We start from the raw sequence: 12857 nt of genomic DNA, 5'->3' as shown, positions 1-12857 counted from the left end.
GATTCGGGAAGCCGCTACGGTAAAGTACGGGTTTACCCCACGCGATGATTCGGCATGAATTTCGACTGGAACAACCCCTATCCCACCACCCGCATTCCCGTTTTCGCCCGCAACGTCGTCGCCACGTCGCAGCCACTGGCGGCGCAGGCGGGCTTGCGCATCCTGGCCCAGGGCGGCAATGCCGTTGACGCGGCCATCGCCACCGCCGCGACCCTCACCCTGACCGAACCAGTCAGCAACGGCCTGGGTTCCGACTGCTTCGCCGTCATCTGGGACGGCGCCAAGCTTCATGGCCTGAATGCCTCCGGCCCCGCCCCCAGCGCCTGGAATGTGGATTATTTTCGGCGCAAGCACCAAGGGGCGATTCCCATGCGCGGCTGGGACAGCGTCACCGTGCCCGGATGCGTGGCCGGCTGGGCCGCCTTGCATGAAAAGTTGGGCAAGCTGCCGTTCGCCGAGGTGTTGGGCCCCGCCATCGAATACGCCGAGCGCGGTTACGCCGTGTCTCCCGTCGTGCACGAAAAATGGGCGGCGCAAGCTGACCTGCTACAGCCCCAACCGGGCTTTGCCGACCATTTCCTGCCGCGCGGCCGGGTTCCCCACGTGGGCGAACATTTCGTGTTGGCGGGCGCCGCCGCTACCCTCAAGCGCATTGCCGCAACAGGCGGGCGCGATTTCTACGAAGGCGAAACCGCGCACAAGCTGGTCGCACACGCGCAGGCGCACGACGCGGGGCTGACCTTAGCGGACCTGCGCGATTATTCGCCCGAATGGGTAGCGCCCATCAGCCAGCCGTACCGTGGCCATACACTGCACCAGATTCCCCCCAACGGCCAAGGCATCGCGGCCCTGATCGCGCTGGGTATCTTGCAGAATTTCGACCTGGCCGCGCGCCCTGTCGATCATCCCGACACCCAGCATCTGCTGATCGAAGCCATGAAGCTGGCGTTCGCCGACGTTTATGCCCATGTCGCGGACTCCCGCCACATGCGCATGACGCCCGAGCAAATGCTGCGGCCCGATTACCTGGCTGAACGCGCACGCCTGATCAGTCGAAACGCGGCCCAGGACTTCCTGTCCGGCCATGCACCGCAAGGCGGCACGGTGTACCTGACCACCGCCGACAAGAGCGGCATGATGGTCAGCTTCATTCAATCGAACTATATGGGCTTCGGTTCGGGAGTGGTGGTGCCTGGCACCGGCGTCAGCCTGCAAAATCGCGGGCACTGCTTCAGCACCCGCCCAGAGCACCCGAATGTGGTGGCCGGCGGTAAGCGCCCTTTTCACACCATCATTCCGGCGTTTCTGATGCGGGACGGCGCGCCGGTAATGAGCTTTGGCGTCATGGGCGGCAACATGCAGCCGCAGGGGCAGGTGCAGACGCTGGTGCGCATGCTGGACTACGGCCAGCAGCCGCAAGCCGCCTGCGACGCACCGCGCTGGAAGTGGAACCACGGGCTGACCATCGACGCCGAACCCACTCTGTCGACCGCGGTGGCGCAAGGCCTGCGCGCGCGTGGCCACGTGCTGGAAAGCGTGGACGACCCTTACATGGACTTCGGATCCGGTCAGTTCATCTGGCGGCTGGGGGATCCTGCCGTTGATGGCTATGTCAGCGCCAGCGATAGCCGACGCGATGGACTCGCCGCCGGCTTTTGATTGCGTTAAGGTTAGTGTCCTCGGACAGACCTTACTCACATAGAGCGGAGTTTCCTGCATGGCAACGATCGGTACCAAGAGCTACGACGCGGTCGTAGCCCAGAAAGTCGCTTTTCTCGGCCTGGGCGTCATGGGTCTGCCCATGGCTGGCCACCTGGCCCGCGCGGGCCACACCGTGACGGTGTACAACCGCACGCCCGCCAAGGCGCAAGCCTGGGCCGCTGAATTCGGCGGCGGCCACGCAGCCACGCCACGTGAAGCCGTGGCCGGCGCACAAATCGTGTTTGCCTGCGTGGGCAATGACGACGACCTGCGCAGTGTGGTCCTGGGGCCTGACGGCGCTTTTGCGGGCATGGCGCCGGGCGCCGTGTTCGTCGATCACACCACCGCGTCAGCCGACGTTGCCCGCGAGCTCTACGCACAGGCCAAGGATCTGGGCCTGAACTTCGTGGACGCGCCTGTCTCGGGCGGACAGGCCGGCGCCGTCAACGGCGTTCTGACCATCATGTGCGGCGGCGAAGCCGCGGTGTTCGACGCCATCAAGCCGGTGGCGCAGAGCTTCGGCCGCGCGGTCACGTTGGTAGGCCCCCCGGGCTCTGGCCAATTGGCCAAGATGGTCAACCAGATCTGCATTGCGGGCATCGTGCAGGGCTTGTCCGAAGCCGTGGCGTTTGGCCAGGCTGCCGATCTGGACATGAAGCTGGTGCTGGACGTGATCAGCAAGGGCGCCGCGCAAAGCTGGCAGATGGAGAACCGGGGCGGCACCATGGTCGACGACAAATTCGAATTCGGATTCGCGGTCGACTGGATGCGCAAGGACTTGGGGTTGGTGCTGGCCGAGGCCCGCAACAACGGCGCCCGTGTGCCGGTGACGGCATTGGTGGACCAGTTTTATGGCGACGTCCAAAAAATGGGCGGGGGTCGTTGGGATACTTCCAGCCTGGTGAAGCGCCTGCGCGACTGAGCGTTGCGCGGGTAACGTCGCCGGAACGCGGCGACAAAAAAGGCGAGCCGGTTGGCTCGCCTTTTGTTTCTACATCATGGCATCACAACATCACGACACCCGTGACTGCCTGCATCCCGCGATCAGGCTGCCACGCCCGCCGGTGCCGAATCCAGGACCAGTGCATCGATGCGCTGCTTGGCCAAGGTCACCCCTTCCAAGGCTGCCACTTCGCCCATCGCCATGCCTTCGGCCGCGATGAACGTCACGGCGTCCATGCCCAGGAAACCCAGCATCTGGCGCAGGTACGGCGTCATCGTGTCGGACGGCGTGCCTTCGGCCTTGCCGCCGCGGGCCGTCAACACGAACACCTGCTTACCCTTGACGAGGCCTTCCGGCACGCCTTCGGGCGTATAACGGAACGTGACGCCAGCGCGGGCCACGTAGTCCAGGTAGCTCTTGAACTGCGCCGGCAAATTAAAGTTGTACACGGGCACGGCGAACACGATGCGGTCGGCTTCCATCAGTTCCGCGACCAGCGAATCGCTCAACTCAACGATGCGTTGCTGTTCCACGGTGCGGGCATCGGCGGGCGTGAACAACGCACCGGCCGTGTTGCCGTCAAAGTACGGAATCGGTTGTGCGCCGATGTCGCGAACTTTCACGCTGGCGGCGGGGTTGGCGGCCTTCAGGCGGGCGATCAGGTGGTCAGCCAATTCCTTGCTGTGCGAACGGTTGCCGAGGATCGAGGAAAGGATAACAAGGGTCTTCATAGCGAATTTCTCCAGTTGGCCCGCCAGGGGCGGGCGTCGGAATCTGACAGCGCCACATCCGGTTCAAAGGGAAATCCGGACTGGGGCTGGGCGCCGGGTGGCGGTCGCAGATCCCGAATGCATGGCGTCACTGTAGACCGGTTCATTATTCGCATAAACCGGGATATGATGAACTGTTCGTTCCAGGAATAGAACAATCATGCAAGATCTAAACGACCTCTATTACTTTTCCCAAGTCGTTGAGCAGGGCGGATTCAGCGCCGCCGCCCGCGCGTTGGACATTCCCAAATCCCGCCTATCCAGGCGGATTTCGCATTTGGAGGAAAGCCTGGGCGTACGCCTGCTGCAACGCACGACACGACGCCTGCGGCTGACTTCCGCCGGGGAACGGTATCTGCACTACTGCCGTGAAATGGCGGCGTCCGCGCGCGCCGCCGACGACGCCATGCGCCAACTGCAAGCGGAACCGGCCGGCCCCGTCATCGTAAGTTGCCCGGTGTCGATTGCGCAGGACGTGCTGGCGCCGCTGTTGCCCGAATTCCTGGATGCGTGGCCGGCAATTTCCGTGCAGTTGCTGGTAACGAACCGGCGGGTTGACCTGATCCGAGAAGGCGTGGACCTGGCGTTGCGAGTCCGAACCAAGCTGGACACCGACGCCGAGCTGGTCGTGCGCCATCTGGGCACGGCGCGCGGCACGCTGGTGGCCAGCCCCGGCTACTTGCAGCGCCGGGGCAGCCCGGACACACCGCAAGATCTGGCCTCGCACACCACGTTGAGCTTTTCCGACCCGCAGAACGAAGTGCGATGGCCGCTGCGCAATGACAAGGGCGAAGAAGTGCAGATCGAGCTGAAGCCGCAGCTATCGTGCAACGACTTCATTGTGCTGACCGAAGCAGCCGTGCGTGGGCGTGGCATTGCACTCTTGCCGTCTATCGCCACGCAAGAACAGCTGCGCCGTGGCCAGTTGGTGCCGGTGCTGCCGCAATGGCAATCGCCGGAGGGCATCGTCCATTGCATCTATCCATCGCGGCGGGGCATGATGCCCGCCGTCCGGACGCTGTTGGATTTCCTGTCGCAACGCCTGCCTTCGATGTACCAGCGGCTGGAAAAAGCCGTGACGCCCGCGACTCAGTAGCCGCGCGTGCGCTCGACCACGCCGGTGATGGCTTCGCCGCGCATCAGTTGAGCGACCTTGCCCGCAATCTGCTCGATGCTTTCGTCGCGCAACGTACGGGCCGCGATGTGCGGCGTGACGTGCACGCGCGGGTCGCGCCAGAAAGGATGATCGCGGGGCAGCGGCTCGGTGTGAAAAACGTCAAGCGTCGCGCCGGCGATCTCGCCTTCTTCAAGCATCTGCACCAGATCCTCTTCAACCAGATGCTCGCCACGGCCGACGTTGACCAGGTGCGCCTCGGGCAGCAATTGCGACAGCGTCTCGCGGTTGAGGATGCCGCGCGTGTCGGGCGTCAGTGGCAACACATTGACCAGAAAGCGCGTGCGGGCCAGGAAGGCCGGCAGCGCGGCTTCGCCGGCAAACGATTCGACGCCGGCAATCTCGCGCGGCGACCGCGACCAGCCGGCCACCGGGTAGCCAAATTCCGCCAGGGTTTGCGCCACACGCGCGCCCACCTGACCCAGCCCCAACACGCCCACCGGCCAATCCGACTGTGCGGTGCCTTCACGCGTGTCCCAATGCTGACGGGCCTGCGCTTCGTCAAACGCCCGGAAATCACGCGACACGCGCAGCAGCGCGTACAACGCATATTCGGCCATCTGCACCGACATGCCGGCGTCTTCCAGGCGCACGATACGCACGTGCTCGGGAATCTCGGGCATCTTCAACAGAGCGTCTACGCCCGCCCCCAGATTGAACAGCGTCGTGATGCCCGTCTCGTGCTTGAAAAGCTCTGCCGGAGGACGCCAGACCAGCGCCACTTCGGCGCCTGACGGCGGGCCATCGGGATTCCACACCGAGATGCGGCACCCGGGCATCGCGGCTTCCAAAGGCGGCACCCAAACGTCGGGATCGTGGTGAGGGCAAGCGAAAAGAATATGCATGTTGGCGGCTCTGCAAGGCGTTTCGGAAACCGCAAGCATGCAGGATGGCGTCACACAAATCAAACGGCCCGGCATGAAGCCGGGCCGTCGTTGTACGGATGCAAGCGCCGCTTAAACCGTTTGCGGCACTTCCGGTTTGGTCTTGTCCTTGCCCTTGCCACGGCGCGCGAACGCCCACACTTGCAGCAGGATCAGCAAGGCGCTGGCGGCGATGAACCACGCGCTGATCGGGCGTTGCACGAACACCATCAGATCCCCGCGCGACAGCAGCAGGGCACGGCGGAAATTCTCTTCCACCATGGGGCCCAGCACGAAGCCCAGCAGGATGGGCGCCACCGAGAATTCCAGCGTCATCAAGATCGCGCCGATCACGCCGAAGGCCAGCACTTCCCAAATCTGGAAGAGACTGTTTTGCGTGCTGAACACGCCCACTGCAATGAAGAACAGCGCGGACGGGAACAGATAGCGGTACGGCACTTGCAGCAACTTGACCCACACGCCGATCAGCGGCACGTTCAGCACCATCAGCAGCACGTTACCCACCCAGAAGCTGGCGATCAGGCCCCAGAAAATGTCCGGATGCTCGGTGATCAGCTGCGGACCCGGCTGGATGCCCTGGATCAGCAAGGCGCCCAGAATCAACGCCATCACCGCGTCGCCGGGAATGCCCAGGCTCATCGTGGGAATGAAGTCGACCTGCGTCTTCGAGTGCGACGACGCTTCCGGCGACGCCACGCCGGCGATCATGCCGGTGCCGAACTTTTCGGGCGTCTTCGAGATCTTGCGTTCCAGCGCATAGGCGACGAAGGTGGTGATGGTGGGACCCGTGCCCGGCATGGCGCCAAACAGCGTACCCACCGCCGTACCACGAACCATCGGCCAGAAAGCCGTCTTCAATTCCTGCTTGGACGGCCGCATGTCGCGAATGCGCAGCTTGGCGCCGCTACCGATGATGGTCATGCGATTGACGCTCATCAGGAAGTCGGCCACGCCGAACAGGCCCATCGAAATCGCGACCAGTTCCAGGCCGTCGGACAAGTCCAGCAGGCCGAACGAGAAGCGGATGGTACCGGTGTTCACATCCGTGCCGACCACGCCGCACATCAGGCCGAACAGCGTCATCGCCACGCCCTTCAGCGGCGAGCCGCGCGACATCGTCGCACCCGCCAGCAAGCCCAGCAGCATGATCGAGAAGATCTCGGTCGGGCCGAACTTGAAGGCCACTTCCACCAGCAAGGGCGACGCGAAGATCATGACGATGATGCCGACCGAGGCCGCGAAAAACGAACAGATCATCGTGATGCCCAGCGCGGTCCCTCCCTTGCCTTGTTTGGTCAGGGGGTAGCCGTCAAGGCAGGTGACCGCGTGCGGCGGGTGCGAAGGCAGGTTGAGCAGAATCGCGCCGATGGCGCCACCATATTGCGATCCGTAGAAGATACCGGCCAGCATCAGAATGGCGGGCACGGGCTGCATGACGTAGGTCAGCGGCAACAGGATCGAGATCGCCGACAAGGCGCCCATGCCGGGCAACACGCCGATCAGGTTTCCGACCAGCACGCCAAAGAACGACCACATCAGGTTGTGCCACTGGAACGCAACGCCGAAGCCGTACCAAAGGTCCATCAAAGATTGAGAGATCATGGCGCTTCAACCCCAACGAAACAGCGGCAGCTGCAATTGCAGCGCCCACCAGAAAACGACGACCGCGATCGCGGACATGGCGACCGACAACAGAATTGCTTGCTTGATGGTGTTCTTGCGATCACCCAACGCCGAGATGAATACGATGGCGAAGGTGGCCGGCAGCAGGCCGCCGTAGTGGCCCAGCAGCAGGAACGCCAGGATGCCGAGCAGGATGCAGGCGCTGCCGCGCATGTCCGGCAAACCATGTGCGTGGCCGTCGCCCGGCGCGGGCGGCGTGGCATCGCCCGAGCGCGCGGATATCGCGATCAGCACACCGGTCAACGCCAGCAGGCCACCCAATGCGGCGGGGAAAAACCCGGGTCCCATGTGGCTCAGCGAACCGATGTGATAGTCGGTGCCGCCGTATATCGCCCCCAACCCGATCAGGACCATCAGCGCGCCGCCGTAGTAGTCCTTTCTGTTGATATTTTTTTGCACTTGCTTCCTCCTTCCGGTGCAGGACCGTGCCGGCCCTTGATGCGCCGCTCGACACGAGCCTCGCCCGGCCCTTTACAACGAACCGGAGCGCAGATTACGGAGGGAAGCTGCTAATTCGCTTTCTGTGCGCTGTCGCCTTCCTGAATTCGGGGGTTATCCCTGAGGAGCGGCAACTAGGGAAAGGGGGAAACAAGAAAAAAATTTGAAAGGCGGTAGCCAGCGGGGGGCAGGCGGCGGCAGGCGGTAAGGCTTATTGCTCGCCTTTCAAGTCCACATCAAGCGGACGCGGGTACTGCGAAACCGTCGGCGCCAACGGTAGCCACAACACCGATGCCAGCCCGACGCCGCCCTGAGCGTTGCGCTCGCCGTCCCGCAGTTCGATGTCGCCATCGTTGCGGCGGGCATAGGCCCGCGCAATCGCCAGACCCAGCCCGGACCCCGATGACGCCACCGGCTTGTCCGTGCCGACCCGCTCAAATCGCGCAAAGGCGCGGCTGCGCAGCACCGGGTCCAGGCCCGGCCCGTTGTCCGACACCGAGACCTCGGCGCGGCTTTCAAGGCGGCTGACCGACACCGTGATGCGAGCGCCCGCGGGCGCGTAGTTGATGGCGTTGTGCACCAGGTTGGACAGCGCTTCATGCAGCTCGGCTTCGTTGCCCGACACTGGGGCGGACGTCTCCTGCCCTTCTTCGGAACCCGCCTGCACCCAGCCCAGGTCCTGCTGCTTTTCGTGCGCCAAGGGCAGGTATTGCAGCACCACTTCGCGTGACACCGCATTCATGTCGAGCAGTTGGCGCGGCAGGGGTTCCGCCTGGTTGGCATGCGCCAGCGACAGCAGCTGCTCGGTCAAGCGTCGGGTGCGGCCCAACTGGTCAACAATGGCGCGCAGCCCTTCGCGCGTACGGGCGGGGTCGCGTTCACGAAGCGCGTATTGCGCCTGGGTCAACATGATGGCCAACGGCGTGCGCAGCTGATGCGAGGCATCGGCCAGAAAATGCGATTGTTCGTCCAGCACACGACGGTATCGGGCGATGTGGTGATTGACGGCGTCGACCAGCGGCGCCACTTCGCTGGGTACACGAGAGGCGTCCAGCGGTGTCAGGTCATCGGGCCGCCGGTTGCGGATGTCGGCACGCAGGCGCCGCAAGGGCTTGAGCGCCCATGACACGCCCCACCACACCAGCACCACCACCAGCGCCAGCATGCGGGCGTCGCGCAAGATTTCCTGGCGACGCGCGTTGTTCTCGGCTTCGATCCGTTTGCCCGTGCTTTCGGCCACCACCACCATCACTTGCCGATGCAGGCCCTGGTAGTACAGGTCACGCACCACCGCCACGACCCGGACCGGATCGTTACGGTAGACGCCGTCGTAGAAAATAGGTTGGCCGTTAGAGCGGGGCCAGCTTGGAGGCCGCGGCATTTCCGGCATGCCCAACAGGGTCTTGCCCTGCTCGGTGGGCACGGGCGAGCCATCGGGCACGGGCGGGTCCATCTGTTCGATGCGGAAGTACTTGCGCAGGCCCGCCCGGGATTCCAGCATGACTTGCGCGTACAGCGGCGTGGCCACTTGCAGATTGCCGTCCGGGGTGAATTCCAAGCTGCTTTCAAGCACGCGCGCGGGCTCGACCAGCGCGCTGTCATAGGCTTCGTTGGTGATCTCGGACAATGTGCGGTAGTCGTTCAGGCTGTCGATGACCAACAGCACCACCACGCCGGGCAGCAGCAAGATGATAAGCAGCGCGCGGATGCCCACACGCGGCAACCCGGGGATCCGCAGGCTCACTTAGGTTTCCGTGGACTCGCTGGCCACGCTTTCCAGCATGTAGCCCAAGCCGCGAACGGTGACGATACGGACGTCGCTGCCGGCCAGTTTCTTACGCAGCCGGTGCAGCACGACCTCGATGGCGTCCGGATTGGCTTCGCTATCGTGCGTGAAGACCTTGCCGAATAGCTGGGATTTGTCCACGGGGTAGCCACTGCGGGTCAGCAATGCCGCCAGGGCGGCATGTTCGCGCGGGGTCAGGAACAGCAGGGAGCCGTCCAATGTGAACGCGCGGCTTTCACTGTCGTAGGACAGCGAGCCGCATTGCAGGCGGGGATGTTGGCGGCCGCGGCTGCGACGCACCAGGGCGGTCAGCCGCGCTTCCAGTTCTTCCAGGGCAAAGGGCTTGGTCAGGAAATCGTCCGCGCCAAGATTCAGCCCGCGCACCCGGTCTTGCAGCGCACCTTGGGCGGTAAGCAGCAAGACCGGCGTGCGGTCGTCGCGGTTGCGCATTTCGCGCAGGACGACCAGACCGTGCTTGTCGGGCAGGCGCAGGTCCATGACGATGGCGTCATATTCCGTGCCCGCCATGAAGGCTTCGGCGGTGCGGGCATCTGCCGCGTGGTCCGGCACAAACCCGCTTTGGGCCAGCGCGCGCATCAACCAGGACGCCATGTCCCGTTCGTCTTCAACCAACAATATGCGCATGACCGTCCGTTCCTTCGGGCAAATTCTCTGCTGCCCGCTGTCCGTGCACGCGTTGGCGCAGATAGCGGGTTTCGTGATGACGCCGAAAGAGGATCGCCGACAACTCGTTCAACGCCTGGGTATAGACGTCGCGCTTGAACTCGATGACAGCGTCCAGGGGCACCCAATACTGGCTCCAGCGCCAGGCATCGAATTCCGGATGCTGCGTCGCGCGCAAGCACACATCGCTGTCACGTCCCACCAGGCGCAACAAGAACCAAATCTGTTTTTGTCCTTTATAGTGGCCACGCCACTCACGCCGGACGAAGTGATCGGGCACGTTATAACGTAACCAATCGCGTGTACGCCCCAAAATACGGACATGCTCGGGCTTCAAGCCCACCTCTTCATGGAGTTCGCGATACATGGCCTGCACCGGGCTTTCGCCATATTTGATGCCGCCCTGGGGGAACTGCCATGCATGTTCCCTGATACGCTTGCCCCAAAAGACCTCGTTTCGACTGTTGACGAGAATGATGCCGACATTGGGGCGGTAGCCTTCGCGGTCAAGCATGGGCCACCCCCACCGAATTCAATACAATTACAGTCGATTATACGTATCTGCTGCCACCTTTAAACATGCGCGCATCCAACTACCACATCAACACCCTCAAAGAAGCCCCTTCCGAAGCCGAAGTCGCCAGCCACCAGCTGATGACCCGGGCCGGGATGATCCGCAAGCTCGCGGGCGGCATCTACACTTACATGCCCCTCGGGCTGAAGATCATCCGCAAGGTCGAGGCGATCGTCCGGGAAGAAATGAACGCGTCGGGCGCCATCGAGCTGCTGATGCCGGTGGTGCAACCCGCCGAACTCTGGCAGGAATCGGGCCGCTGGGAGCAATACGGCGCCGAGCTGCTGCGCATCAAGGATCGGCACCAGCGCGATTTCGTGCTGCAGCCTACGTCCGAGGAAGTCATCACCGACATCGCGCGCAATGAAATTCACAGCTATCGCCAGCTGCCGCTGAATTTCTATCACATCCAGACCAAGTTCCGCGACGAACGCCGTCCGCGCTTCGGGCTGATGCGTGGCCGCGAATTCACGATGAAGGACGCCTATTCGTTTGATCGCGACGAAGCCGGCGCGCTCAAGAGCTACGACACCATGTACGCCGCGTACATGCGTATCTTCGGCCGCCTGGGCCTGCAATTCCGCGCCGTGGCTGCCGATACCGGCTCCATCGGCGGCACGCGCAGCCACGAATTCCAGGTCATTGCCGACACCGGTGAAGACCTGCTGGTCTACAACGCCGAAACCGACTACGCCGCCAACATCGAACTGGCCGAAGCCGTGTCGCTGTACCCCACCCGGGGTGCGGCCACGCAAGCCATGGCCGACGTGGCAACGCCGGGCGCGGCCAAGTGCGAAGACGTGGCCAAGCTGTTGGGGCTGCCGCTGGACAAGACGATCAAATCGATCGTGCTTGCCACCGACGGCGACAAGGGCCGCGTCGACATCTGGCTGCTGCTCTTGCGCGGCGACCACGAACTGAATGAAATCAAGGCGGGCAAGCTGCCCGGCCTGGCGGGCTTCCGCTTTGCCACGGAAAGCGAAATCGTCGAGTACTTCGGCTGCAAGCCGGGCTACCTTGGCCCCGTCAAGACGGCCAAGCCGGTGCACGTGATCGCCGACCGCACGGTCGCCAACATGGCCGATTTCGTCTGCGGCGCCAATAAAGAAGATTTCCACATCCAGGGCGTGAACTGGGGTCGCGACCTGCCCGAGCCCGAACTGGTGGCCGACCTGCGCAACGTCGTCGCGGGCGACCCGTCGCCGGACGGCAAGGGCACGCTGTCCATCCAGCGCGGCATCGAAGTGGGCCACGTCTTCTACCTGGGCAAGAAGTACTCCGAAGCCTTGAAGGCCACGTTCCTGGACGAGACCGGCAAGCCGGCGGTGCTGGAAATGGGCTGCTACGGCATCGGCGTGACCCGCATCGTGGGTGCTGCCATCGAGCAAAACCATGACGCGCGCGGCATCATCTGGCCCCGCGCGATCGCGCCTTTTGAAGTGGTTATCTGCCCGGTGGGCTGGGGCAAAAGTGAAACGGTGCGTGACACCGCGCAGAAGCTCTATGAATCCCTGCTGGCGCGCGGCGTGGACGTCATTCTTGATGACCGCGATGCTCGGCCCGGCGTCATGTTCGCCGAGTGGGAATTGATCGGCGCACCGCTGCGTGTAACAGTTGGAGAACGCGGCTTGAACGATGGTGTGGTGGAATTGCAAGCGCGTCGGGAAACCGAAGCTGCCAAGATTCCGGTAGAGTCCGCGCTTGAAGCGGTGCTGACGAAACTCGACACCCTTTAAACCCTATAGTAGATACGGACTTTACCGCGTCCCGACCCGCTTCATTGCCTACCCGCACCGTGACCGATCCGAAGTCCAACGAATCCCTGCTGCAAGTCCGTGTCTATTACGAAGACACGGATGCGGGCGGGGTGGTTTTCTACGCCAACTACTTGAAATTCCTGGAGCGCGCCCGCACGGAGTGGCTGCGCGCCCTGGGAGTCAACCAGTCCGGGCTGGCCGTTGACGAACAACGCTTATTCGTTGTCCGCTCCTTGGACATGTCCTACCGGAAACCGGCCAAACTGGACGATTTGCTTACCATACGCAGCCGAATCACCAAACTCGGCCGCGCTTCGATACACTTCGCGCAGCGCGCGGAACGCGACGGGGAACTGCTTGCCGAAGGCAACATCCAAGTCTGCTGTGTCGACGCCATTCACATGCGGCCGGCAGAGTTGCCAGCCGCCGTTCGCGCAAAACTGGAATTCATTCAGGAATAACC

Annotated in this window: 12 protein-coding genes; 5 read left to right on the top strand and 7 right to left on the bottom strand. The window is 63.4% G+C overall.

The window, feature by feature from the left end; translation table 11 throughout:
- The first annotated feature begins 54 nt into the window (after positions 1 to 54).
- A complete protein-coding gene (locus KYT87_RS03245; RefSeq protein ID WP_219991689.1) occupies positions 55 to 1659 on the top strand; it encodes a gamma-glutamyltransferase family protein in 1605 nt (534 codons plus the stop codon).
- A gap of 58 nt (positions 1660 to 1717) precedes the next feature.
- Positions 1718 to 2623 (top strand): NAD(P)-dependent oxidoreductase, encoded by a 906-nt coding sequence (locus tag KYT87_RS03240; protein WP_120153808.1) that lies wholly within the window; start codon positions 1718 to 1720, stop codon positions 2621 to 2623.
- A 122-nt stretch (positions 2624 to 2745) separates the two neighbouring features.
- Here KYT87_RS03240 and KYT87_RS03235 read toward each other — a convergent pair whose 3' ends face one another.
- Entirely contained in the window at positions 2746 to 3375 is a 630-nt protein-coding gene (locus KYT87_RS03235; protein ID WP_219991688.1) for an FMN-dependent NADH-azoreductase, read from the bottom strand.
- A 199-nt stretch (positions 3376 to 3574) separates the two neighbouring features.
- Here KYT87_RS03235 and KYT87_RS03230 point away from each other — a divergent pair, with 199 nt between their 5' ends.
- A complete protein-coding gene (locus KYT87_RS03230; protein ID WP_046807616.1) occupies positions 3575 to 4510 on the top strand; it encodes a LysR family transcriptional regulator in 936 nt (311 codons plus the stop codon).
- Here the strand turns inward: KYT87_RS03230 and KYT87_RS03225 are convergent.
- The 6 genes from KYT87_RS03225 to KYT87_RS03200 form a co-directional block, all read right to left on the bottom strand.
- Positions 4504 to 5433 (bottom strand): glyoxylate/hydroxypyruvate reductase A, encoded by a 930-nt coding sequence (locus tag KYT87_RS03225; protein ID WP_219991687.1) that lies wholly within the window; start codon positions 5431 to 5433, stop codon positions 4504 to 4506. The two genes, KYT87_RS03230 and KYT87_RS03225, sit on opposite strands and share 7 nt — an antisense overlap.
- Before the next feature lie 111 nt (positions 5434 to 5544).
- Positions 5545 to 7074: a tripartite tricarboxylate transporter permease gene (locus KYT87_RS03220; RefSeq protein WP_046807614.1), complete on the bottom strand. Its 1530-nt coding sequence runs from the start codon at positions 7072 to 7074 to the stop codon at positions 5545 to 5547.
- Positions 7075 to 7080: 6 nt separating this feature from the next.
- Complete coding sequence (locus KYT87_RS03215) at positions 7081 to 7509, bottom strand: tripartite tricarboxylate transporter TctB family protein (RefSeq protein ID WP_046807631.1); 429 nt, start codon at positions 7507 to 7509, stop codon at positions 7081 to 7083.
- Positions 7510 to 7804: 295 nt separating this feature from the next.
- A complete protein-coding gene (locus KYT87_RS03210) occupies positions 7805 to 9307 on the bottom strand; it encodes a sensor histidine kinase (protein WP_219992588.1) in 1503 nt (500 codons plus the stop codon).
- Positions 9308 to 9337: 30 nt separating this feature from the next.
- Positions 9338 to 10024, bottom strand: a complete 687-nt coding sequence (locus KYT87_RS03205; RefSeq protein ID WP_046807613.1) for a response regulator — start codon at positions 10022 to 10024, stop codon at positions 9338 to 9340.
- On the bottom strand, positions 10005 to 10577 hold the full coding sequence (locus KYT87_RS03200; protein ID WP_006217428.1) for an RNA pyrophosphohydrolase: 573 nt from the start codon (positions 10575 to 10577) through the stop codon (positions 10005 to 10007). The genes KYT87_RS03205 and KYT87_RS03200 overlap by 20 nt, the downstream gene beginning before the upstream one ends.
- Before the next feature lie 65 nt (positions 10578 to 10642).
- On the opposite strand from KYT87_RS03200, the gene KYT87_RS03195 reads away from it, so the two are divergent.
- Positions 10643 to 12373: a proline--tRNA ligase gene (locus KYT87_RS03195; protein ID WP_046807612.1), complete on the top strand. Its 1731-nt coding sequence runs from the start codon at positions 10643 to 10645 to the stop codon at positions 12371 to 12373.
- 59 nt (positions 12374 to 12432) lie between these two features.
- Positions 12433 to 12855, top strand: coding sequence for a tol-pal system-associated acyl-CoA thioesterase (ybgC, locus tag KYT87_RS03190; protein WP_046807629.1), 423 nt, complete (start codon positions 12433 to 12435; stop codon positions 12853 to 12855).
- The last annotated feature ends 2 nt before the right edge of the window (positions 12856 to 12857 follow it).

Origin of the sequence: Achromobacter sp. ES-001, assembly GCF_019448355.1 — a bacterium.
Lineage (GTDB): Bacteria > Pseudomonadota > Gammaproteobacteria > Burkholderiales > Burkholderiaceae_B > Achromobacter > Achromobacter spanius_B.
The sequence above is the reverse complement of the archived record's forward strand: the minus strand, read 5'-3'. Positions and strand labels throughout refer to the sequence as shown.